Raw genomic sequence first — 25,793 nt, forward strand, 5'->3', positions numbered from 1 at the left:
TAATATGTTTTAATTTAACACTTAAGGAAAATTTAAGAAAATTTTAAAGGCATCTTAAACACTTGTTGGCATTATTAAAATATTAGAAGAGAGAAGGTGTTATTATTGAAAAAAGACATGTGTAGAACTTCAGAAAAATTATTATTATCAATTATATACATAATATTTTTTGTATATGTTCTAATAACTATAAGGATAATTTTATTTAAAGATGTACCAATTTATGCCATTTTCAAGGGTGGATTTAGGTCTGTCAACTTAATTCCATTCTATACAGTATGGGAATTTATGACAGATAGTAACATTAGTCTTATAAGAGCTATTGCAAATATCATAGGTAATATTGGTATATTTATTCCAATGGGAATTTTTCTTCCTGTAGTATTAAAAAAATTAGATAAAAAAACTATAATTATAATAATTTCTCTTATTAGTTTAGGATTTGAATTAATACAATATATTTTGGCTATTGGAAGCAGTGACATAGATGATGTGCTTCTAAATTCATTAGGTGGGATACTTGGTATTATTATTTATACAAAGGTGACCAAATTATTTCCTAATAACATTAAAAAATTCCAAGCCATAATAAGTACAAGCATAGTTTTGGGAGTAATAGGATTAGGTGTCATTGTTACAAATTACCAAAGCTTGTTAACTTTTAAACTCAAGCCAGATAAACAAGTTTCAAGAATATTAGTTGAAGAAAATAAGGAAATAATTAAAGATATAGATAAAAATGAGGGAGATATAATTGGCTCATTTGAAAGCTTTAAAAATGGTGTATTAACTATTAAGGCAGCTTGTAATAATAATATAAAGAGTCCAGATAATTTAATGGATAAGAATGGTAATATAAAAGTTTATCTAAGTAAAAATACAAAACTAATATCCTTTGTAATCACTGAAGGAGAGAATAAAGATATAATTAGATATGAAGAATTTGATGCTAAAAATTTGCCTCTGTTAAAGAAATCTGATACATTTGAGATTTGGATTGATAAGTATAATCGACCAAAAGATGAACATGGAATTACAGCTGCTAGATTATTAATCGGATTAGATGAATAGAATATCCAACAAAAAAGAATAACAACAGTAAAAAACGAAAAAACTATTTCTATAATTATTTTTACATTATGCACAAAAATATATCAACTATTGAAGGAGTAGAGATAAATTATGGAGATAATAAAATATATTTTGTATTTTTTTATATATTCATTTCTAGGATGGGTAGTAGAAAGTGCAGGATGTTCTATAGCAAGCAAAAGGATAATCAATAGAGGTTTTTTAAATGGCCCAATATGTCCTGTTTATGGTTTTGGAGCAGTACTTGTGATATCAATATTAGGCAGGTTTGACAATATAATTATTTTATTTTTGATAGGAATGATTTTGACTACAATACTAGAATATTTTACAGGATTTATTTTAGAAACATTATTCCATGCTAAATGGTGGGATTATTCTGACCAAAAATTTAATGTAAAGGGAAGAGTCTGTTTAAAAAATGCAATATATTTTGGAATAATGTCTGTTGTAATAATAAAATTTATACATCCCTATATAGAATACATTGTGAGTACTATTCCGTATAATATATTAATTTCAATAGTGGTAATTACGACTTTATGGACAATTGTGGATTTAATTGTTACTATCATATCACTTAAAAAATTAGACATGAAGCTCAATTTATTAGATGAAATAATTACAGACCTAAATGGTATAAACATGAAATTAGATAAGTTTGATAGAAGAGAGATACAAGCTTTATTTAAAACAATAAATAGTGAAGAGTTAGAAGCCAGAGAAAAATTAAACAGAATAAACAGTAAATTAGACCGTATAGAATCTAATATTATCTTACAAAAAAGAATTATCAAGGCTTTCCCAGATATAAAACATAAAAAACAACAAGAACAATTACAATATTTTAAAGAAATCATTAATGATAATAAAAGATGATAAGATGATTTAATTAAAAATAAACGGAAAAATAGTATTTATAAGATAATTTGCAAAGAACTCTATTATAATAGAATAGAGTTCTTTATTTTTTGGAGAAATAGAGTTGATTTGCTGAAAATAAAATATATTATCTCTGAATAACAAATATTTTGAAAATTATAAAAACATATATTGACAATTTGTGTCAAAAATACTAACATTAGTATATAAAGAATTTTATATAAAAATATCTTTATAAATTGCAATAATTCTAAAAATATAAATTTACTTAAAGAGGGGAATGATTTGCCAATGAGCGAGATAACTAGTCAAATGATAAGTACAGAAGAAAAAAAATATGTTGCTAAAACTCAAAAAATACCTTATTATCCAGTAGCATTTAAATCAGGTGAAGGTGCAATGCTATATGATTATGAAGGTAATGAGTATGTAGACTTTTTAGCAAGTGCAGGCTCTGCAAATGTAGGTCATGGAAATAAGGAAATCTCACAAGCAGTTAAAGAACAAATGGATGATATCACACAATATACACTTGCATATTTCCATAGTGATCCTCCTGTAAAGTTAGCTGAAAAGCTTGTGGAAATAGCCCCTGGAGATAATGATAAGAAAGTATTATACAGCGCAACAGGCTCTGCTTGTATAGATGCTGCTATAAAATTAGCAAGAGGATATACTGGAAGAACAAAAATAATATCTATGTGTGAATCATATCATGGAAGTACTTATGGAGCTATATCTATATCTGCATTAAGTACAAATATGAGAAGAAAAATGGGTCCATTATTACCAGAAGTTTATCACTTCCATTATCCAGATAAAAATAGAACTGCCAAAGAATGTTTAGATGAAATGGAATATGCTTTTGCACACTACTTACCAGTAGAAGAAGTAGCTGCAATATTTATAGAACCAATTGCAGGAGATGCAGGAATAATAGTGCCTCCAGTAGAATGGATTCAAGGATTAAGTAAAATATGTAAAGAAAATGGAATACTACTTATAAGTGATGAAATACAGCAAGGTATGGGAAGAACAGGTAAATGGTTTGGTATAGAAAATTTTGGTGTTGAAGCAGACCTTATAGTTCTTGGAAAATCTGTTGGTGGAGGATTACCTTTAGGAGCAGTTGTTGGAAGAACAGAAATAATGCAAAGTCTTGATGCACCAGCACATCTATTTACTTTAGCTGGAAATACAACAGTATGTGTAGCTGCTTTAAAATCTATAGAAATAATTGAAAGAGAAAATCTACTTCAAAAGAGTATAGAAATGGGAGATTATATTAAAGCAGGATTTGAAAAACTAAAAGAAAAATACGATATAATTGGAGAAATAAGAGGCTTAGGTTTATCTATAGGAGTTGATATAGTTAAAGGAAAAGGTTCTACTGAAAAACATCCAGATGCTACAGCTAAGATATGCTACAGATGTATACAAACTGGTTTGATAATGATATTCTTAGGACAATCCACTTTAAGAGTACAACCACCTTTAGTAATAACTAAGGAGCAAGTAGATAAAGCAATGAGTATTATAGATTCTGCAATAGATGATTATTTAAATGGTAGAATTGGTGACGAAGTTTATGAAGTAACTCAAGGTTGGTAAAATAGATATTAAATAAAAAAGAGTTATCTCAATTTTAGAAAATAATTTCTGAAATGAGATAACTCTTTTAAGTTACCCACAAGTAAGAAGATTAGTCGATTCATTAAAGGTTATGTTTTGGGTATTACTTTTGTGAGTATTAGAAACAGTATTACGAGAGTAGTTGCTCTTACTCGAACTATCTGTCAATTTTGTTATAATCAAAATTGCTAAAAGAATAAAAATTACTGTGTATAAAGCAATAACATATGGTTTTCTTTTATATTTGTATTTGTTATTAAAAAAAGAATGTCCATAATTATCTTTATTGACCTTATGTTTATTTATATTTGTATTCTTTTTTTTGTTATTCTTCTTTTTATCATCCTTTTTTCTATTTTTAGGGTAAGGAATGACTTTGTGTGTATCATCAAGTTTGACATTTTTATTTTTTTGAATATTGTTTTCTAGGTTAGCTTTTTTTTCTCCAAATTGAATAGTTTTATTGGTATTGTTGTTATCTTTCAATGTTAATCTCCCTCCCTTAAACTTTCCCTTTAGATAATATTACTACTAACCTATAGAATATACAATAATAATATACAACGAATAAAATTTTATAAGTATAAATCTCTTTCCCCACGTTCTAAGGCAGTCATATTGTTAGATACGATGTTTCTTATGTCTTCTCTTTCTATCTTAGATATTTCTTCAGTAATAAGTTTTTTACCCATAGATTTAAGTTCTTCGTCACCATAATCAATTAAAAATTCATTCAATGTAGTAAGTGCATTTGGTGTGCAGACATTGTGAATTTGACGACTCTTAGCCAAACTCATAAATCTATCTCCAGTTCTACCTTTTCGATAACAGGCTGTACAGTAACTAGGGATATATCCATCAGTGATTAATTCCTTAAGGACTTCTACAGGGCTTCTGTGGTCTCCAACCTCAAATTGCTCTGTATTGTCACCATCTTCATATGCTTTATATCCACCAACACCTGTTAGAGAACCTGCACTAACTTGTGATACACCATATTTTAGTAATTCGTTTCTCATTTCAGCAGTTTCCCTAGTAGACATTATAATTCCAGTAAAAGGAACTGCCAATCTAGTTATAGCTACAATTTTTTTGAACATATCATCAGAAACTAAATGAGGGAAATTTTCTAAACTCATACCCTCAGCCTTTTTTAATCTAGGGAAAGATATAGTATGGAATCCTACACCAAATTTTTCTTCTAGGTGTTCATTATGCATCATAAGTCCTAAAACTTCAAATTTAGGGTCAGCGAGACCAAACAAAACTCCTGCACCAACATCATCAACTCCAGCTTCCATGGCTCTATCAAAAGCTGTTAAATGGTAGTAGTAGTCATTTTTTATAGACTGACCATGCATCTTTATAAATGTTGGTTTATGGTAAGTTTCTTGAAATAGTATATAAGTTCCTATTCCCTTTTCTTTTAGTAGTTTATATTCTTCTACACTAGTAGCTGCTATGTTAACGTTTACCCTTCTTATGTTTCCATTTTCATTATATGTTGAATAAATTGCATCTAAGCAGTCTAGTATATAATTTATATCACAATTTTTAGGGTCTTCACCAGCTTCTAAAGCAAGTCTTTTATGACCCATTTTTTCAAGTATTTTAACTTCTTCTCTTATTTCGTCCATAGTAAGTTTTTTTCTTTTAAATTTATTACATGTATTGAAACCACAGTAAACACATTCATTTACACAGTAGTTTGATACATAAAGAGGGGCAAATAAAACCACTCTATTACCATATATTTCATTTTTTATTTGCCCAGCTATACTAAATAATCTATCAAGTTGTTTTTTATCTTCTACTTCAAGAAGTGTAGCTATATCTTTATAACTAAGTTTTTCTCTTCTATCAGCCTTATCAAGTACTTTTTCAATATCATCAGAAGTTGAATTTTTTGCATCCTCTAACAAAGAATTAATAAGTTCATGTTTTATGAACATTTACAAACGCCTCCATTCAATATTATCACCACGAGAGTAGTCAACTTTAAGTCCTAGTGACTTGATATTTTCCTCTAAACTCTGGTGATATTCACAAGCTTCTTGACCAGTAAAGGCTTTGTTATCATAAAGAGAATATTGTTTTCTAAATTCTTGAGGAGAAAGGTTTGGCATAATTACATTACAACCAGCTAAAAGACCTGCATTTCTACCACTAGGGTTTATAGATGCAAGAGCTGTTGTAGCAGGTAATAAGACTTTTGGAAGTAGAAGTCTTGTAATTGAAAGCATAAGTAGTGTTTTTTCTAAATCACCATGTTTATAATCTTTAAAGATTGTATCATGATGTGGGATAAAAGGTCCTATACCAACCATATGAGGATTTAACTCTTTTAGGTATAATAAGTCACGAACAAGGTCCTCATTGCTTTGGAATGGTGACTCAACCATAAATCCAGCACCTACTTGATAACCAATTTCCTTGAGGTTTTTAAGGCATTCTTTTCTAGTTCTAAGTTCAATGTTTGGCGGATGTAATTTTTTGTAATGGCTGTCTGTAGCAGTTTCATGTCTTAAAAGATATCTATCTGCACCACTTAAAAAGTATTTTTTATAGGAGTCATAGCTTTTTTCTCCTAATGATAATGTTATAGCACAATCCTCATATTTATTTTTGATACTTGAAACAATCTCACATATCTTATCATCAGTAAAATATGTGTCTTCACCACCTTGTAAAACAAAAGTTCTGTATCCTATCTTATAACCTATATCACAACATTCAAGTATTTCATCCGTTGAAAGTCGATATCTTGTAATATTTTTATTAGAAGATTGTATACCACAGTAGTAACAATTGTTTTTGCAGTAGTTTGTAAGTTCTATAAGCCCTCTTAAGTAGACCCTATTTCCATAGTGTTTATTTCTCATATCGCTAGCTTGCTTGTAAAGATAGTTTCTCAAATTTTGTTCAAAGTTATATTCTTCATTGTCGATATTCTCTATTAAGTATAGTAGTTCATCAAAGCTTAGTGAATTAATGCTGTAAAGTTTATCTATAAAGTATTTAATCTTATTTTTAGTCATATCTAAGTATGTATTTATTAAATATATTTAAATTTTTAGTAATTGAAAAGTTCAAGGGATCTTTCCAAAATACCTTTTGTATATGCTATTAAAATACCATAGTTTACGATAGGTACATTGAAAGATTTTGCCTTTTCTATTCTAGATAACATTCCAGCTCTATTCATCATACAAGCTCCACAGTGAACTACAAGTGCATATTTAGTTATATCTTCAGTGAAAGATACTCCAGAACTAAATTCAAAAGTAATATTTTTACCAGTTTTCTTTCTAATCATATTAGGGATTTTAACTGTTCCAATATCATCAGTTTGTCTGTGATGAGTGCAACCTTCAGCCATCAAGACCTTGTCACCATCTTTTAAATTTTCTAAAGCATAGGCACCATCAATTAATTCTTTAAGGTCTCCTTTTTGTCTAGCGAACAATATAGAAAAAGATGTAAGAGGAATATCTTTTGGAGTATCTTTATCCACTTGTGGAAATACTTGAGAGTCAGTAATAACAAGCTTAGGTTTTTTACCTAAATTAGATAGAGTTTCTTTTAAGCTATCTTCTTTTGTAACTATAGAAATTGCTCCAATATCCAAAATATCTCTTATAACTTGCTGTTGAGGAAGTATAAGCCTACCTTTTGGAGCTGCCTTATCTATTGGAACAACTAAGACAACTAAATCATTTGGCTCAATTAAATCTGATACCAATTTAAACTCATTACTGTCTTTAGGCAAAACCTTTATTATTTCATTTTTTAAATCTTCAATTCCAATTTTATCTGTTGATGAGACAGAAACAACTGGACATTTAACTTTATTTTTAGTTAAGTTTAAAATTTCAGATTGATTTTTAATTGTATCAATCTTGTTAAGTACTAAAATGTGAGGTATATTTTTATCATTAAACTTTTCAATTAGTGATAAATCTTCTTTTGACACACCAATTTGGCAATCCACTACTAGTAAAGCTATGTCTGTCTTTTCTAAAATATCTAATGATTTGCTTATTCTAAGCTCACCAAGTTCACCAACATCGTCAAGACCAGCAGTATCTATAAGAACACAAGGTCCTATAGGAAGGATTTCCATTGGTCTAAATACTGGGTCTGTAGTAGTTCCAGCAATATCTGATACTATTGCAGTACTTTGATTTGTTATAGCGTTTATTACGCTAGATTTACCTGCATTTCTTTTACCAAAGAGACCTATATGTACTCTTATTGATTGTGGAGTAGAATTTAGACTCATTTGTACTCACCACCTTAAATTTCTTTTTTTGATATACTAGTTTTTACAGATACATGAGGTATATTTCCCAATTTACCAGTCAAACTATTGATAATATCCATTTCGCCAACAACTGCTATACATACAATTGAGACACCTTCTTCTTCACAAGGAATTCCCATTCTACCTTTAATAATACCTTTAAAAGTTGATACAACTTCATTAAATTTAAGCTGACATTCTTTTGGTTCTTCCAAAATAGCACTTATAACCGCAACCTTTTTCATAAATATCCTCCTAACTCAGAAAATATGTTCTTAAACAAATCCAAAATCAAAAAACTTTTCTTTTTAAAGAAAAGTTTCTACAAAAGAAAAGTTATTAATTACACAATTATAATGTGCTATATTAAACTATTTCCTTACAGATTAGATAACTCTTTTCTGGTAGGGTTAGCTTGTAAAATTTATTTTAACAACAATTAGCTAAAGAAAATTTTTATACAATTTGTGTGAATCATATAAAAATTAACTAAAGAAAATTGAAGTTACTTATATAATAGTAGTAAATCGAGATTAAGTCTATAGAAAAACCAATTTTTGTATAAAAATAAAAATAAAAATTGGTTATTTACAAAGAAATGACTTTAATAAAATATATAGTTAATTATTTTTTTAGCATGTAGTTTATAAGAAGTTTTAGAGTATTTTCAATTGCTTCTATATGAGTTCTTTCGTAGTGGTGGCTATTATTTGTTCCAGGGCCAACACAAGCTATTTGAACATCTTCTCCCCAACGAATAGCCTCTGAAGCATCTGAACCATAAAAAGTAAATACATCGACAGCATAATCTAAATTATTATCTTCTGCAACATCTACAAGTTTATTTCTTAAACTAAAATCATATAGAGATAAGTTATCTTTTGCAACTATAGTTACACCATGTTCACTAGATGTTTGACTTGGTCCAGTAGGTGCTATATCTATTGCTACAAATTCTCTAGTTTTTTCAGGTAAAGCTTTAGAGACACCATGTCCAATTTCCTCATAATTACTTATATAAAAGTTAGTAGTATGCTTAGGTATTAAGTTGTTTTCCTTAAAGTATCTAGCTATTTCAAGAACCATTGCTACAGCTGCTTTGTTATCTATATATCTAGATTTTATAAAACCAGATTCTGTAGTTTCAAAACGATGGTCTAGACATACAAAATCTCCAACATTTATTCCCAAATCCAAAATATCCTGTTTATTAAATACTTTTTCATCAAGTCTAATAATCATTGTTTCTTCATTTCTTTCAGATGCAGCTTTTGTCTGTCCATATATATGAGTAGAAGCGTATTTAAACACAACACTTCCTCTAATTTTTTTACCTTTTCTAGTTATAACAGTGCAATTTTCACCTTCTATAGCGGCCCAACAACCACCACCGACTTTATGGTATTTAAGAGTACCATCTGGTGATATTTCTTTTACCATAGCACCAAGTGTATCCATGTGTGCAGATATTGTTATTTGATTTGAATCATCTTCACCAGGAAGAGTAGCTATAAGAGCACCTTTTTTTGTAAGAGTAGTATTAAGACCTAAAGTTTCAAAATCCTTTTTGCTTTCTAAAACTGCATTTTCAGTATATCCAGCTGGACTTGGTATATCAAGATACTTCTTCATCAAATTTATAGTATTAGTTAAATTTAAATTCATATTATTTCCTCCTAAAAAATGTATATTCATACAAATTATAACATAAATACGAATGTTCTGAAAACTGTATTTGAAAGAAAAATTTCTAAATCTATTAAAAAAAATAATATATAAGGTAAAATTAATTTATATTATATGGGTTTAAGTTGAAAATAGTTTTATTGTATAAATAATAAAAATAAATAAAAAACAAATAAACAAATAAAAACAAATAAATAAAATATTTAGTTTAATTCTCTTTACAAATAAAGATTTTAGTAATAAAATAATTTTTGAAAAAGATTTTAAATTCAGACTATTCGTTTTTAAAGTAATTAATCTGTAAACCTTTATTAATATGTGTAAATAGTTGGTTATATATGTATTTAATTAGCTAAATATAAAAAAAAGTTTATTTTAATTATTTTCATTATTTGGAAAAAATTTATTAGGAATTATAAAAAATCTGGATTACTTAGAAAAAGAGAGGGTGTGTATAATGTGATTGAAAACGGATTCGTATTTTGTAGTTTTTTAGTTGTATTTGTAGGTGGCATTTTTTACATGGTTGATAAATTAAAATGGAAGATATTCGATGTTATTAATCCAATGCTTTTAATCTATTTAGGAGCTGCTATACTTGCATCATTTGGTTTATTTGCACAAAATGAAGAAGTTGGTATCTATCAGAATATAATAACCGTAAATTTTCTACCATTAATGTTAGTATTCTTATTAATTCAATGTGATTTAAGAAAAATATTAAAAATGGGCCCTAAAATGTTATTATCATTTTTCTGTGCTACATTGACATTTATGTTTGGGTTTGTTATAGCCTTTATAATTTTTAAAGGTTCAATGGGTGCAGATTCATGGAAAGTTCTTGGTGCAGCATCTGGGTCATGGATAGGTGGTTCATCAAATATGATTGCAGCAGCTAATGCTTTAGGTGTTGCAGAAGAAGGGCTTAGTTATGCAATACTTATGGGTTCTATAGGATATACAGTATGGATGTCTGTTTGTCTAATGTCTGTAAAATTTGGACCTAAATTTAACAAATGGACAAAATGTGATACAAGTTTTATAGATGAGGTTACAGCAAAGCTTGAGAAAGAAAATAAAGATAATACAGCACCTACGTTTGTGGAACTTATGACTTTATTATCTGTTGGATTTGGAGTTGCAGCATTTGCACAGATTGTATCTAAGATACTTCCAACTTCAGGCATACTTAATGAGACTATGTGGGTAGTGCTTGTTGCCTCTACAGTATCAATACTGTTAGGTATGACTAAGATATCAAAACTTAAAGGAAGTACATTAGTAGGAAATGTGTTTATGTACTTGCTTCTTGCAGCAACAGGAAGTAAAGCAAATTTCTTTGGACTATCAGAGGCTCCTGTTTACATAATGTTTGGATTAGTAGTAGTTCTTGTACATGCCATTTCATTTATAGGACTTGCAAAACTATTTAAATTAGACTTATTTACTTGTGAGGTAGGAAGTATAGCTAATATAGGTGGTGTAACTACAGCACCAATGATTGCTGGGGTTCATAATCCAGTATTAATTCCAGTAGGTGTACTTATGGGGCTTTTAGGAAATGTTATAGGAACTTATTGTGCTCTTATAGTTACTCAAATATTACATATGTTAGCTTAATGAAACTATAGTATAAAGCTAAATAATTCATATCAAAAAAGTTATTTCAATTTAAGCATAAGCTTTTATCGAAATAACTTTTTTTATTTGGCAAAATAAGTCGTTTTAAAAAGTTGTTTTGACATATTTAGTGAATAATATTGTAAAAATTACCAATAACGATATATATTTAATTTTTATATTGAATCGAACGTTTGTATGATGTATAATAAATATATAGAACGAATGTTTGCAGAACGAATGTTTTTTGAAATTATTTTAATAATTTATGAATATATATCACAATGCATAAATATATTTAAATATAAAGATAAAAAGAATTTAAAGGAGTGTTGATAACTTATGATAATTCCATCAAGAAAAATACAGGATATAACATTAACAAATTTAAAAAATGGTGAAGTGACTTTAATTGAATTAGATGAAATATATAAAAAGATGGGATTTTTATTTGTTGTAAGTGAAGGCAAATTGAAAAAAATAAAAAAGGAGAATCATCATTAAAAATGCATAAAATAAATACTATAAAATTTTGTAAAACCTAACTTATGTAGAATATAAATACTTAAGTTAGGTTTTTTGTGATAAAATCTGTGATTACTTGAGTTTTAGAAAGCAGTACAGTGTTTTATAAACTAAAAAATAAATGAGTTTAAATCTCAAGGGCATAATACTGCATAAGAGGTGATATTAATGAAAATAGTAACCTACAATATTCATAAAGGTATGGATTCAAATAATAAATTGACATTATCTAAAATGGGAATATATTTAAAGAACTTAAATTGTGATGTAGTTTGTTTGCAGGAAGTACTATACCCTCAATTTTTAGCTTTAAAGGCTGTTTTAAATATGGATGGTGTATTTGCTACAAATGTAAAAAAGGTAAATATGCTATATGGAATTTGTACATTTACAAAATTAAAAATATTAAACAATAATCATTTTTTTTTAACTAGTAAAAAAGAACAGCGAGGAGCACTTTGTATAACTGTAGATGATTATGGAAGAATTATAAATATTATAAATGTTCACTTAGGTTTAGATAGAGAAGAGAGAGCAAAGCAACTGGATGAAATAATAGACTATAGAAATAGATTAGTAGGAGCTGTTGTTTTATGTGGTGATTTCAATGAAAAAAATATCTCTTTAGATATGTTTAGTGATATGGCTGTTTGTCTAAATAAATCTCAGTTTGCAACCTTTGAAAAGTCAAATTCTAGGATAGATTATATTTTTGTTGATAGAAAAACTGAACTAAAAGGATATATAGTAGAGAAGATTTATTTATCAGACCATTATCCAGTAATAGGATATATTTGATTTTTAATGTAACTTAATCAATATTCGTAAATAAAGAGTAAATTTTTTATTAAGGTATAATTAAAAAAATATAATTAAAAAGTGTCAAAAAGAAATCTAATTATAAGACATAAATTTACAATAAAGTTACATTTGCTTAAATGCCTTGTTTAAAAAAAGCTATTCAAATATAATCTAAAGTAGTTTTGAAAGGGAAACTTTAATAAGCAAAATTAAGATAAATTAAGTTAGTGTTAAAATGAGGTGAATTTATGAGCAGAAGTACAACAAGGGTTTCAAAATTAGGAAAAGAAAAAAAACGAAATTTTATAATAGTGTTAGCAGTTTTAGCTGTAGCGATTGGTGTGTCTACTTATTTTTTTAACAACAAATTTCTATATAATGGGAAAATAGCTAAAAATGTATATATAGAAGATATAAATGTATCCGATATGAGCAAAGAAGAAGCATTAAAAGCTGTAACAGATAAGTATACTCCAGAAGACCTGAATCTTACTTATGATGGAAAAGATTATAAAATATCTCCAAATGATATTGATTTAAAATATAACACAGAAGAAGTTGTAAAAAATGCTTATGAGAGTACAAAAAAAGGTTCTTACTTTCAAAACTTAAAGAAGTATATTGATATAAGAATAAATAAGCTATCCCTGAAAATAGAATCTGGATATGATGAGGCAAAACTTAGTGCTCAAGTATCTTCAGTAGCAGATAGCATCAACGTTAAAATGAAAAATGCTTCAGTTAGTGTTGGAAGTGGTGGATTAAATTACACAGAGTCTGTTATAGGTAGAGAATTTGACTTGGCATCAAATAAAGAATCTATATACAACATGATAAAAAATAAAGAGCATAAGCCTTTAGAACTAAAAGTAAACCTTCAAAAACCAGATATAACGACAGAACAAGTAAAATCTGTGAATTCTGTTATAGGTCAATATTCAACAACATATTCTCAATCTGTATCAGGTAGAGCATATAATGTGGCATTGTCAGCAAGAAAAACTAGTGATGTTTTACTAATGCCAGGTGAAGAATTTTCATATAATAAGCTTACAGGGCCTAGCAATAAAGCTAATGGTTACAAAGATGCACCAGTTATAGTTTATGGAAAATTAGAGCAATCAGCAGGTGGAGGTGTTTGTCAAACATCTTCAACAGTTTATAATGCAGCTCTTCTTTCAGGTATGGAAATAACACAAGTTACAAACCACTCATCTGCATCTACTTATGTACCAAGAGGTAGAGATGCTACGGTAAGTGATGGAGGATTAAATTTAAAATTTAAAAATCCATATAACCATCCTGTATATATTAAAAATTATGCAGGTGGAGGAAGTGTATCATCTATAGTATATGGCAATTCTGGTGATAAACCAAATATATCTATAGAAGTAAAAAACACTGGAAAAGATAAATATTCTACATATAGGGTGTATAAAGACTCAAATGGAAAAGTCATAAAAAGAGAACATATATCAAATAGTTCTTATAAAGAATTGAAAAAATAGATTATTTTTTAGCTTAATATTGAATTGATACAAAAAACAAGAGAGTTGATAACTCTCTTGTTTTTTGTATAAGAGTAGACTTACTAATTGTCGTTTTGATATTAGAATCATTAATATATAGAAAATATTCCTATATATTGGTATAATTATAAATAGATTTAGTTATATAAAATGTATGAGGAGGTGACAGGGTTGAATTTTATAGGCAATAGGTATGAGGTAGTAAATTCTGATGACGTTTTAGAAATTAACAAAATCTATAAAGCTAGGGATGTTTTTTACAGAAAAAATGTGTTAATAAAAGTTATAAAACACAATAACTATATTTGTGAAGATTTTGTATCAAATTTAATTGATGAAAGTACTGCTTTAGATGAAATAAACTCTCCTTACATACTAAAAATAATTGATGTTGGGATTCATTGCACAGAAGAAACAACATTATATTATATTGTAAGTGAAGACTTTGATGGTATTGGCCTAGATGAATTAATTCTAGGTAATTATCTTCATCTAGAAGCAATTATAAATATAATGATACAAGTTTTAAAAGCTTTAGAAATGATACATAGAAATTATTCATATCATGGCAGTTTAAAGTCAAGTAGTATAATGGTGAATACAGAATATAATATTAAAATTTGTGATTTTGGAATTACAAAAGCAAATAATGGGGTTAATACAAGAAGCTATGGAAATAGAAGATATTTATGTCCACATCAACTATGTATAAACTATACTGATAGAGAGAGTGATTTTTTCGCAACAGGTCTTATTTTATTTGAGTCTATATTTAAGAAATTACCTTTTGGAGAAGCAAATTCAGAAGAAAAAATGTTACAATTGATTGATAAAGGGCTAGATTGGAATAGTATAAGAGCAATTAATGGCAACATAGAACTTATAAATGTTATAAAAAGACTGCTTGGTAGAAATAATAAATATACTAGAGCTAATGATATTATTGTTGACCTTAGTAAGGTAATGTATGAAAAAGCATATATAGAGGTTGAAGATAAATTAGAAGAAGAACCAAAAAAAATTGTTCAGGTTAGAAAAGAAGATAAAAGTAAAGTGAGAAGAAAATTACATAAAAAAATTGTTGTTGCTGGCTTAGCTATAGTTATGATTTCAATGATTATTATAGGTTCTATAATATAAAAATTATATATTGTACATTTTAAAATAAATGTCTATAAATAATATACATATAGATTAAAATTTTAGTATTGTTTTAATTATGAGAGGAAGTGGTTATTATGTTAGCAAAAAATAATGAGGTGTTAAACGTTTAAGAGTATTTTAACAAATAGCCACCTGCTTTTGTAGTTTAAAATAAAAAAGCTGTGGCTAAAAGTCACAGCTTTTTGCTACTTTTTAAAGGCAGGAGTATATTAAAAAGGAGCAAAGTATGAGTGAAATAAAAATAATAGCAAGTAACAAGTGTTGGATTGAAGATATAGCAAAGAAACAACTTGAAGATATTTTAAAATTGAATGGAGTTTTAAGAATAGTAGGATTGCCTGATTTACATGCAGGTAAAATACCTGTGGGCCTAGCAGTTGAAACCAAAGATATTATCTATCCACATATAATTGGAAATGATATAGGTTGTGGCATGACTTTATTTAAAACTGGAATTTCCAAAAAGAAATTTAAAAAAGATAGATGGATTAAACGTCTTTATGAAATTAAAGATTTATCTGATATAAAAATAATAAATCCATATGAAGAGGAATGCCCAATATCAAATTTGGGGACTATTGGAAGTGGAAATCATTTTATAGAATTTCAATGTGTAAATAAAATTCACAATAAAGAAAAATTTGAACTATTAAGATTTTCATCTGATGACATAATGATGTTAGTTCATTGTGGGTCAAGAAATTACGGAGAAACCATACTTAAAAAATTTTATAATAAAAATGGTATTGAAGTTGGAAGTGAAAAAGAAAGAGATTATATGATAAATCATGATAAAGCTTTAATCTGGTCAGAGCGTAATCGTGAAATTGTTAGTAAAAAAATCATGCAATCAATAGGTATATCTAGAGATATTGAAAAAATATTGTCTATAAATCATAATTTTATAGAAAAAAGGGAAGATAAATTCATACATAGAAAAGGTGCTGTTTCAAGTGAAAGAGGAGCTGTAATTATACCTGGTTCAAGAGGAAGTCTATCATATATAGTTATGCCTACTGAAAATACAGAACTGTCTTTATATTCTCTATCACATGGAGCTGGTAGAAAATGGTCTCGTTCAATTTGTAAATCTCGTCTTAAAAACAAGTATAATAAAGATACTATAAAACAAACAAAATTTAAAAGTCATATTCTATGTAATGATATAAACTTGTTATTTCAAGAGGCTCCAGAAGCATATAAAAATATAGAACAAATTATTGAAAGTTTGATAGAATATAAGCTTATTCAAGTAGTGGCAACTATGAAACCACTAATTACTTATAAAGGGTAATTTTAAAAATTATATTAAATTATAAATAACTGATTTTATTAAAGCATATTAAGAATGCTTTGATACTATCAGTTATTTTTTTGTTTTTTGTTAGGGTTAATAATTTAAAAAGCTTAACTTCATAATATGTAATTTTTATAAAATTACATTCTGTAAGAAATGTTGGGTATAAATGAAAGAATAAACATTATTTTTATTTTAATAGTGAGTATTATAGGTGTTTTATTATGTTAAAAGATAAATAAATTTATTTATATTGACACTAGGATATAATTTATGAAATAATGTTAAAGTGACTAAAATAGTTAAGTAAAAATAGAAAAGGAGCAGTGTTTTATGAAAAAGAATACTAACATTAGTGAGTCCGGGGTTAGACTTCTTAATAAATAAGGAGTTTAATGAACAATAATTCCTTATTTATTAAGTCGATTACAAATAATTATTATAAAAATAAGTGAAATAGTTATTTAAAATTCATGACTTATAAATAAAGGAGAAAGTAAAATAATGAATAGTAATACAATTGAAAGACTACAACTAAATGAGGTTAAAGAATTAATAAAAATACATTGTGTAAGTTCACTTGGAAGAAATTTAATAGACAAATTAACTCCTAGTGGTAATATTGAAGTAGTAAGAAGGAAATTAAAAGAAAATAAAGAAGCTAGAAAAATAATTGAAAATAGTAATCATATACCACTTGAAGGGTTGTTTAATGCAGGTTCTACAATAGATAAAATTGAAAAAGGAATGATAATAGAACCTATTGAACTTGTAAATATAGAGGATTTTTTAAGAGGTTGTAGGAAGATGAAAGCTTTTATGTTAGACAAAGAATTTTATTCGCCTACATTAAGTTCTTATGCTTTAAATATAACAGAATGCAAAAACATAGAGGAAGAGATAAACTACTGCATAAAATCAAATAAAGTTGATTCTAATGCCAGTAAAGAATTAAAAAAGGTAAGAAGAAATATAGAAGTTACAGAAGGAAAAATAAAAGATAGATTAAATAAGTTTATAACATCAAGTATAAACAAAAAGTATATACAAGAGTTTATAATAAGTAAAAGAAATGATAGATATGTAATACCAATTAAATCTTCTTATAAAAATGAAGTTGATGGTACTATATTAGATACTTCATCAAAAGGAAATACTGTATTCGTTGAACCAATAAGTGTGTCAAATTTAAGTACAGAATTGACTATGTTAAAAGCTGACGAGACTATTGAAGAATATAAGATATTATCTTATTTAACAGAGCTTATATTTGATAAAATAACTCAGATAAAGTTAAATATAGAAATACTTTCTGAATATGATATGGTATTTGCAAAAGCTAAATATAGTCAAAAAATAAATGGTATTACTCCAAGAATAAACAACAATGGATATATAAAAATAATCAAAGGTAAGCACCCACTTTTAACAGGAGATGTGGTACCTTTAGATTTTGAAATAGGTAAAAGTTATAGAAGTCTTGTAATAACAGGACCTAATGCAGGTGGAAAAACTGTAACTCTTAAGACTGTTGGTCTATTAACTTTGATGGTTCAATGTGGTTTTGATATTTCTGCTAAAGAAGACAGCGAACTAAGTGTATTTGAAAAAGTGTTTGTAGATATAGGAGATAATCAAAGTATTGAAAATGCTCTAAGTACTTTTTCATCACACATAAAAAATATTGCAGAAATTATGGACTCATCAAATAATTCTACACTTGTTCTATTTGATGAGATAGGTAGTGGAACTGAACCCAATGAAGGAGCAGGACTAGCAATATCATTGCTAGAAGAGTTTTATAGTATGGGATGTATAACAATAGCATCAACTCATTATGGCGAAATAAAAAAGTTTGCTAATTTGCATCCAGAATTTGAAAATGCAGGTATGATGTTTGATAAAGAAACTTTAGAACCATTATATAAATTAACAATAGGAAAATCTGAAGATAGTAATGCTCTTTTTATTTCTAAAAAGATGGGAATAAAAAATAAGGTATTAAGTAGAGCTAAAGAATATATAACTGATAGAAACTACAATTTAGATTTAGTTAAGAGAAGTAAATTAAAATCCCATACTGAAAATAAAGATAATGTTGAATTTATTTCCAATTATACAGAGTATAATACAGGTGATAAAGTAAAATTATTGGATGAAAATGACTTTGGAGTTGTGTATAAACCTAGAGACAAATTTAATAATGTAGAAATATTATTTAAAGACAATTTTGTTTTAGTAAATATAAAAAGATTAGAACTTAGTATAAAAGCAGAAGAGTTATATCCAGAAGGATATGATTTAAATTCATTGTTTACTAGTTTTAAAGATAGAAAATTAGAAAAAGACATTCATAGAGGTTCAAAAAAAGCTCTTAAACAGATTCAAAGAGAAATTAGAGAAAATAGAAAACAAATGTAAAAAACATAAATGACTATTTAAAATGTAAATAATTATTTTACAAAACATGAGTAATAAATGCGATTATTTTTGCGTATTTTACTCATGTTTTTTTGTGTGTAAAAATTTATACTTTAAACATAGATGAAATAATATTAAAGGAGGTATAAATATGGATGTTCTATTATCTGTAAAAGATGTAACAAAGACTTACAGTAAAAATAAAAAACCAAGTTTGAATCATGTTTCATTCGAGGTAAATTCTGGTGAATTTGTTGGAATTATGGGAGCATCAGGTTCTGGAAAAACAACTTTACTAAATGTATTATCTACAATAGATAGTGTAAATAGTGGTGAGATAATAATTAATGGTGTAAATTTAAAAGAATTAAATAATAACTCTACTGCGGATTTTATAAAGGATAATATTGGATTTATATTTCAAGAATACTTTTTGATTGATAGTTTGAATGTTTTTGAAAATATAGCTGTACCACTTACTTTAAAACATATGCAAGCAAGTGAAATCGAAGATTCTATCAAGTTATTGACAAAACGTTTTGGAATAGATTCAACTTTGTATAAGTATCCAAATGAGTTATCTGGTGGTCAATGTCAAAGGGTTGCTGCAGCAAGAGCTATTATAAAAAAACCATCTATAATACTTGCAGATGAGCCAACTGGAGCACTTGACTCAGTATCAGCAAATGAGTTACTAAAAACACTAAGTGATGTAAATCGAGAATTAAAAACTACTATATTGATGGTAACACATGATGCTTATGTAGCTAGTTTTTGTAGTAGAATTTTGATTTTTAGGGATGGTCAAATTATAGATGAACTTCAAAAAAATGAAAAAAATCATAAAGATTTCTTTGAAGCTATAGTTAGCAAGACCAGTAAACTAGAAGAAATATATTAGTATACATTAAAAGGAGATAGTAAAAATGAATATATATAACATTGCTAAAAAGAATCTCAAGAAAAACTTTTCGTTTTATTCATTATATTTGTTTTCTGTAGCTTTTATACTCATGATATTTTTTAGTTTTGTATCTTTTTCTGTGAATGATATTATAATGAATAAAATTTCATCAGATGGAAGAGTAGAAACTATGACAAAAACTATTTCAATTTTTATAATTTCATTTGTATTATTCTATATGCTTTACTCAAATAGATTTTTTATAAGACGTAGAATGAGAGAGCTTGGCATATACACCTTGATGGGATATAGAAAATCAAGTATATTAAAATTAGTTATGATTGAAAATATATTTATTTGCATGATTGCTTTTATTATAGGTGTTTTAGCTGGTTCATTATTACATAAGTTTATTATACATGTAATTGTGCATTCATTAAATTTAAATGTAGATAGTTCAAAGATACCTTTTTTCAATGTAAATGCTGTTATTTCTAGTATATTATTTTTAATTGTTATATTACTTGTACTATATTTTTCAAATTGGAAATTGATTCGAAGAAATTCTCTTCTTAATTTAGTCAAAATAGAACGAAACGAAGAAAAACAGATTATAATAAGACCTTTGATAGCTTTTATAGGTATTTTTATGCTTGTATTAGGATATGTACTAGCTTTTGATATGACTAGAGGAAAGGATTCTGTTTGGTATAGTATTGGTTTTTCTCCAATTGCTATATTGACCTTACTTTGCGTAGTTGTTGGAACTGTTTTTTTTATAAATTCATTTTTACCTTATATTATTAGAATATTAAAAACTAAAAAAAATCATTTTTATAGAGAAATACAGATTATTACAATTCCTAAGTTTATTTACTCCATACGTTCTAATGCAAAAACATTAATTTTATTAACTTTGTTGTCAGCAGGAACATTATGTATATTTGCGTCAACTGTTTTATCAATTTATTATCCTGTAGTAGCAGTTTCTCGTATAGTACCTTCTGCTATTGAGTTTAAGTTAGAAGAAAAAAGTAATGTTGATAAAATTATTAATGCTGTAAGAGATTATGAATTAATAGAAAACCTTAAATACAGAGAAACAAATATTATAAAAGTAAATTCTTCATCAAAAAATTTACCGATTGAGTATTCTATTGGCAAAGACAAAGGAAGAATCTCTGGATTTGACTGTATATCAGAGTCTGATTATATAGAATTAATTAAACAACAAGGGAAAAAATTTGATTTAAAACCTCTGAATTATAATGAAAGTGTATTAGTAAAATATAGACCAAGTGAAGAGAATGTGGATAAAGGGAAAATCCTTAACTTAGATTTATATTCAGATAAAAAGGTAGATGTGGTTATAAAGGATACTACATTAGATAATCCAATTAGTTTTTCAAATAGTATTGGAACATTAATAGTGTCGGATAAACTATATAATGAAATATCTAGATACAATAATCTATCAAGAAATTCTATTATAAGTATTGATGGAAAAGATATGAGAGATAATAAAGAAATTTATGAAAAACTTAAAAATTTATTAAAGAATAATCCATATTTTATAAGTGCTTATCAAAGAAAATTTGAAATTGTGCATGAGAGTAGTTCAACTTTTTTATTGATTAGCTTTCTTTCTGTTATATTTTTTATTGCTACAGGAAGTATGCTGTATTTTCACAGTATTTCTAATGCCATTTATGATAGAAATAGTTTTAATATATTGAGTAAAATAGGATATAGTCAAAAAAATATAAAGAAAATAATTAAGAATCAGATTTTAGTGTTTTTTTCGATACCATATGTATTAGGAATGGCACATAGTATATTTGGATTAATTGCTTACAAATCTGCTTTAATAGATAACATATTAGGAAATAATACACCTATAATAATTCCAATAGTATTTGCAAGTGTCATATTTACACTAGTATATATAGGATATTACATTTTAACAAAGTATTCATGTTATAAAATAGTGCTTAAAAAATAGCATTAAAAATTTTATAAAATATTTGGAAAATAGAAGATAAGCATCTTGTATATAAATTAATTTACAAGTTATGTAATGTTATCATATAATTAATTATCAGAAAGGAGTTAATATGTTCAAAGTCAGTTATAATAAAAGAAAGATTTTCATATTAATAAATCAATTATTGATAATATTATTTCTAATTTATGAATTTTTTAATAATAAAAATATTAAAAGTATTTCCATTTTCACTCTCTTACTTGTATCTATTATAGTTGTTGATATAATGTACATTGAATTAATTAACTTGAAACAAAATAGAGTGCTCGTACAATTTACAAACTTGCTTGTTTTGCTTTCTTGGTATTTTTTATTTTTATTTGATAATAGTAAAACATCTTCTGAATTAATTTTTTTCCTAAGTCCAATTATTGTTTTTGAAAGTGTAAGATTTTTATTTGTATTTTTCTTTCAAGATTACAAATACAACTACCAGAAAGGCTTAGAATTTATATTGAAACTTATGTGTGCTTTGACAGTCGTTTCAAAATTTATTGATAATCATCTGTTTGCACTACTTTATTTATTACAAATAATTATAAGTTTGATAAGCTTTATATTCTTAATAGTCTTATATAAAAAAACTGTGATACTTGTTTTAAAGTGTGAGAAAAGAAATTTTATATATTCAGCTATTTTATTGTTTATATTCCTTGTATATGCTATAGTTTTTTCTAAAAAACAGGAATATGTTGAGAATCTAGGAATGTATTTAATTATATCATTAGCCATATTTAGTATCCATAATATTGCTATAAAAGATAAAGGTTATATAAAACAAAATACTATGCTAAATGGTAAGAAAAGATTGATTTTTATTTCTTTAATAAGTGTATTTTTCGTTGGAATTGGAAAACTATTAGACCTTAATATAATTACGTATTTTATAATAATACATTGTATATTTTGGTTTACTCTACTTTACTTTATTTTAATTTACACAAACATTGATGATATCATATATAATAAAAATTCAGTAAAAAAATTTAGTGTGCAAGAAAGCAACTTAATAAATAATCTAATGCAGATATATAAAGAGGAAGAGCTTAAAAAGGATTTTTCTAATTATCTACATGATGAAGTATTACAAGATTTACTGTCAATTAAAAATATGATGAAAAAATCTGAAAATCCAGATGTAAAATATATAATCGTAAGTACATTAGAAAAATTAAATCTATCTATTCGCAATCAAATGCAGGATTATCATCCAATATTGTTAAAAACACTTACATTAAAAGAAAATATAGAAAATATGTTTGTTATGGTTAGAGGTAATTATTTATCTAAAAATATAGAAATTTGTTTTACATGTGAAGATAATATATTTTTGGCTGAACCATATAATTTTATTATATACCGTATATTAAAAGAGCTAGTAACAAATGCTTTTAAACATTCAAATTGCTCTAAAATCGAAATTTCACTAATTCAAAAAAATAAAGATATAATTCTTTCAGTATTAGATAACGGAGTGGGAGTGGAAAGTGAATATGATTTAATAAGATATCAAAATAATGGGCTATCTTCTATTCAAGAACAATTACACAGATTAAATGGTGTTTTTAATATTGATAAGACAGCTTCTGGGTTTAGTATTGTTGTAAAAATTCCTATGGAAGGAGAGAATTATTATAAATATTTTATTAATAGATGACCATGTGTTATTTGCAAAAAGCTTAGAAATTGCATTAGAAGATTATACTGAAATAGAAAAATTTATTTATATTAAAGATATTTCCCAGGTAATTTCAATAATTAAAAATGAAAAACCAGATATAATTCTTATTGATATTAATTTAGGAAAAATTGATAATGATGGGTTGTCTCTAGCAAAAGACATTATAAGAATAATACCTAAAGTAAAAATAGTCATGTTAACGGGTTATGATTTGCCTGTATATAAGTATGAAGCTCAAAAAATGGGTGCAAAAGGCTTTATAAATAAAAATATTGAGCCAGATAAATTTATTGAAATATTAAATCAGATTCAAAATGGATATAATTATTTTCCCAATGAAATAAAATATATTGAAGAGCTAACACATAGAGAAAAATTAATATTGCAATTTCTATATAATGGAGTTAAGAGAAAAGATATAGCAACTCAATTATACTTAAGTGAGCGAACAGTATCTAATCATATCCAAAACATTTTTGATAAACTAAATGTATCTTCTTCATTAGAAGCTGTCACAAAGGGAGTTCAGCTTGGATATATTAAACTCAATATGCAATAAGAGAAGTTTGTAGTTCAGTAAATGTATTTGATTGTAAATTTTCATCTAATATAATAATTAAATTTAAGTAGAAATTTTTATCATTTAAAATATATATAAAAAGGCTATCTAAAATAAAATTTTAAGATAGCCTTTTTGTTAACATATTTTCATAAATCCAATAATTAGTAAAATCAAACCGCTTAACCAAGATAAATTTAGATTTATATTTTTAACAAATACATTTCCTAGTAAACAACCAAATGATACTGCTAATATATTTGAAATTAGAGAAAATAAGATAACTTGTATATAATTTACACCTACAAGACCACTTCCAAATCCAATAGCCAATCCATCTAAGCTTAAAGCAAGTGCAAGTGTAAATGCTTCAGCAGATTTAAGGATTTTAGATTTATTTGTATCTAAAGTGTCAGGTTCAACACTAACATTAAAATTTAACTTAAGGTCTAGCATATTAAAATTATAATCTTTTGAATGTATGGATTTTTTCTTGAAATAAGATTTAAAGAAACTCTCAACTAATCGAGAACTTCCTAATAAAAATAAAATTAAAAAGCATATCAACATTGTTATATTTTGAGGTAAGAAGTCTCTAGCTATTGTACCTGCAAAAAGTGATATTGCCAAAATTGCTGAAGAAACCACACTAATAATCATATTTGAATATAAAGGAACTTTAACTTTATTTACGCCATATCCAAAACTTGTTACAAAGGCATCTATACAAAGAGAAGTTACTAATAAAATTGATTCAATCACAGTAGATTAACATCCTTTCTCTTAAATTTTATACTTATATAGTTATAGTATTGTAAAAAGAGATAAATTGTTACAGATAAACCAATAGAGTGTTGATAGAATTTCAACATTTTGTAACACCTAAAAAACAAAAAATTCATATTATATAATATAAAATCAAACCTAATAAAGCAGGTGAAAATAATGGAGCAACATATTGAGGTTGAGAGTTTTGGTAATCTATTGAAGGCATTATTAAAAGAAAAATCAATATCAATGGGAGCGTTGAGTAAAAAAAGCGGAATTGATAAATCTACTATATCTCGCATAGCAAATAATAAACAAAAACCGAATATAAATCACCTAGAAAAGATTGCAATACACTTAAATGTAAATTTAGAAGAGTTATTAAAAGCATCAGGATATGAGTTTAAAAACAGTAATAATAAACAAATTTTTAATATAGATAGCGATTTTAGTAACTTTGATGATGTACTTGGATTTGCAAATTTAATTAATGATAAAAATTTCAACGGAAATATTGAGAAAGAGTTAAGTAAATGTGAATTATATGTTCAAACAGATGAAGGGAAAAAATTACTTTTTGATAGTTTTAGTAAAAAAATAGATTCTATAGAAAAACAAGGACAATTTACAGATAGACTGAGGGACATGTATGCTGAATTTTGTACAGGAAAATTAGGAATAAAAAAATATTTATTGACTGGAAGTATGCTGCTTTACTTTGTTATATCAACGGATGTTATTCCAGACTTTGTATTTCCAATAGGATTTATGGATGACTTAGTAGCATTAAATATGATTACAAAACTACTTAGAAAAGATAAGTAGTTTTGTAATTGTACTACTCTATGGAGATGACAAGCAAAGATACTGAGTATAGATAAATTT

The 25,793-nt window shown here is 26.5% G+C and carries 22 protein-coding genes; 15 read left to right on the forward strand and 7 right to left on the reverse strand.

Going from position 1 to position 25,793, the window contains the following annotated elements:
• The first annotated feature begins 117 nt into the window (after positions 1-117).
• The 3 genes from JJC01_08870 to JJC01_08880 all read left to right on the forward strand — a co-directional run bounded on the left by JJC01_08870 (position 118) and on the right by JJC01_08880 (position 3,585).
• Complete coding sequence (locus JJC01_08870; protein UDN60150.1) at positions 118-1,071, forward strand: VanZ family protein; 954 nt, start codon at positions 118-120, stop codon at positions 1,069-1,071.
• Positions 1,072-1,182: 111 nt separating this feature from the next.
• Positions 1,183-1,971, forward strand: a complete 789-nt coding sequence (locus tag JJC01_08875) for a putative ABC transporter permease (protein ID UDN59955.1) — start codon at positions 1,183-1,185, stop codon at positions 1,969-1,971.
• A 294-nt stretch (positions 1,972-2,265) separates the two neighbouring features.
• Positions 2,266-3,585, forward strand: a complete 1,320-nt coding sequence (locus JJC01_08880) for an aminotransferase class III-fold pyridoxal phosphate-dependent enzyme (protein ID UDN59956.1) — start codon at positions 2,266-2,268, stop codon at positions 3,583-3,585.
• Between the two features lie 72 nt (positions 3,586-3,657).
• Here the strand turns inward: JJC01_08880 and JJC01_08885 are convergent, their stop codons facing one another.
• The 6 genes from JJC01_08885 to JJC01_08910 form a co-directional block, all read right to left on the reverse strand.
• Positions 3,658-4,092, reverse strand: coding sequence for a hypothetical protein (locus JJC01_08885; GenBank protein UDN59957.1), 435 nt, complete (start codon positions 4,090-4,092; stop codon positions 3,658-3,660).
• Between the two features lie 89 nt (positions 4,093-4,181).
• Positions 4,182-5,558 (reverse strand): [FeFe] hydrogenase H-cluster radical SAM maturase HydG, encoded by a 1,377-nt coding sequence (gene hydG, locus JJC01_08890; GenBank protein UDN59958.1) that lies wholly within the window; start codon positions 5,556-5,558, stop codon positions 4,182-4,184.
• On the reverse strand, positions 5,559-6,644 hold the full coding sequence (gene hydE, locus JJC01_08895) for a [FeFe] hydrogenase H-cluster radical SAM maturase HydE (protein ID UDN59959.1): 1,086 nt from the start codon (positions 6,642-6,644) through the stop codon (positions 5,559-5,561). It lies immediately after the preceding gene.
• A 35-nt stretch (positions 6,645-6,679) separates the two neighbouring features.
• Positions 6,680-7,888: a [FeFe] hydrogenase H-cluster maturation GTPase HydF gene (hydF, locus tag JJC01_08900; protein UDN59960.1), complete on the reverse strand. Its 1,209-nt coding sequence runs from the start codon at positions 7,886-7,888 to the stop codon at positions 6,680-6,682.
• A gap of 14 nt (positions 7,889-7,902) precedes the next feature.
• On the reverse strand, positions 7,903-8,154 hold the full coding sequence (locus tag JJC01_08905) for an iron-only hydrogenase system regulator (protein ID UDN59961.1): 252 nt from the start codon (positions 8,152-8,154) through the stop codon (positions 7,903-7,905).
• 379 nt (positions 8,155-8,533) lie between these two features.
• Positions 8,534-9,574 (reverse strand): M42 family metallopeptidase, encoded by a 1,041-nt coding sequence (locus tag JJC01_08910; GenBank protein ID UDN59962.1) that lies wholly within the window; start codon positions 9,572-9,574, stop codon positions 8,534-8,536.
• A gap of 480 nt (positions 9,575-10,054) precedes the next feature.
• Here JJC01_08910 and JJC01_08915 point away from each other — a divergent pair, with 480 nt between their 5' ends.
• The 11 genes from JJC01_08915 (at position 10,055) to JJC01_08965 (ending at position 24,140) form a co-directional block, all read left to right on the forward strand.
• Positions 10,055-11,215 (forward strand): DUF819 family protein, encoded by a 1,161-nt coding sequence (locus JJC01_08915; GenBank protein ID UDN59963.1) that lies wholly within the window; start codon positions 10,055-10,057, stop codon positions 11,213-11,215.
• A 342-nt stretch (positions 11,216-11,557) separates the two neighbouring features.
• Positions 11,558-11,719, forward strand: coding sequence for a hypothetical protein (locus JJC01_08920; GenBank protein UDN59964.1), 162 nt, complete (start codon positions 11,558-11,560; stop codon positions 11,717-11,719).
• A 189-nt stretch (positions 11,720-11,908) separates the two neighbouring features.
• Positions 11,909-12,538 (forward strand): endonuclease/exonuclease/phosphatase family protein, encoded by a 630-nt coding sequence (locus JJC01_08925; protein UDN59965.1) that lies wholly within the window; start codon positions 11,909-11,911, stop codon positions 12,536-12,538.
• 251 nt (positions 12,539-12,789) lie between these two features.
• Positions 12,790-14,049, forward strand: a complete 1,260-nt coding sequence (locus JJC01_08930) for a VanW family protein (protein ID UDN59966.1) — start codon at positions 12,790-12,792, stop codon at positions 14,047-14,049.
• Positions 14,050-14,220: 171 nt separating this feature from the next.
• Positions 14,221-15,210, forward strand: a complete 990-nt coding sequence (locus tag JJC01_08935) for a protein kinase (GenBank protein UDN59967.1) — start codon at positions 14,221-14,223, stop codon at positions 15,208-15,210.
• Between the two features lie 250 nt (positions 15,211-15,460).
• Entirely contained in the window at positions 15,461-16,528 is a 1,068-nt protein-coding gene (locus JJC01_08940; protein UDN59968.1) for an RNA ligase RtcB family protein, read from the forward strand.
• A gap of 507 nt (positions 16,529-17,035) precedes the next feature.
• Positions 17,036-18,952 (forward strand): endonuclease MutS2, encoded by a 1,917-nt coding sequence (locus JJC01_08945; protein UDN59969.1) that lies wholly within the window; start codon positions 17,036-17,038, stop codon positions 18,950-18,952.
• A 151-nt stretch (positions 18,953-19,103) separates the two neighbouring features.
• Positions 19,104-19,853 carry an ABC transporter ATP-binding protein gene (locus JJC01_08950; protein UDN59970.1) on the forward strand — a complete coding sequence of 250 codons (750 nt, stop codon included), beginning with the start codon at positions 19,104-19,106 and terminating at the stop codon, positions 19,851-19,853.
• Between the two features lie 25 nt (positions 19,854-19,878).
• Positions 19,879-21,858: an FtsX-like permease family protein gene (locus JJC01_08955; protein ID UDN59971.1), complete on the forward strand. Its 1,980-nt coding sequence runs from the start codon at positions 19,879-19,881 to the stop codon at positions 21,856-21,858.
• Positions 21,859-21,970: 112 nt separating this feature from the next.
• Positions 21,971-23,557 carry a hypothetical protein gene (locus tag JJC01_08960; GenBank protein UDN59972.1) on the forward strand — a complete coding sequence of 529 codons (1,587 nt, stop codon included), beginning with the start codon at positions 21,971-21,973 and terminating at the stop codon, positions 23,555-23,557.
• Positions 23,535-24,140: a response regulator transcription factor gene (locus JJC01_08965; GenBank protein ID UDN60151.1), complete on the forward strand. Its 606-nt coding sequence runs from the start codon at positions 23,535-23,537 to the stop codon at positions 24,138-24,140. Before JJC01_08960 ends, JJC01_08965 begins: the two co-directional genes overlap by 23 nt.
• A 138-nt stretch (positions 24,141-24,278) precedes the next feature.
• Here JJC01_08965 and JJC01_08970 read toward each other — a convergent pair whose 3' ends face one another.
• Positions 24,279-24,902, reverse strand: a complete 624-nt coding sequence (locus JJC01_08970; protein UDN59973.1) for a manganese efflux pump — start codon at positions 24,900-24,902, stop codon at positions 24,279-24,281.
• 183 nt (positions 24,903-25,085) lie between these two features.
• Here JJC01_08970 and JJC01_08975 point away from each other — a divergent pair, with 183 nt between their 5' ends.
• Positions 25,086-25,733, forward strand: coding sequence for a helix-turn-helix domain-containing protein (locus JJC01_08975; protein ID UDN59974.1), 648 nt, complete (start codon positions 25,086-25,088; stop codon positions 25,731-25,733).
• Positions 25,734-25,793: the final 60 nt, after the last annotated feature.

This window comes from Clostridioides sp. ES-S-0010-02, assembly GCA_020641055.1.
GTDB lineage: Bacteria > Bacillota > Clostridia > Peptostreptococcales > Peptostreptococcaceae > Clostridioides.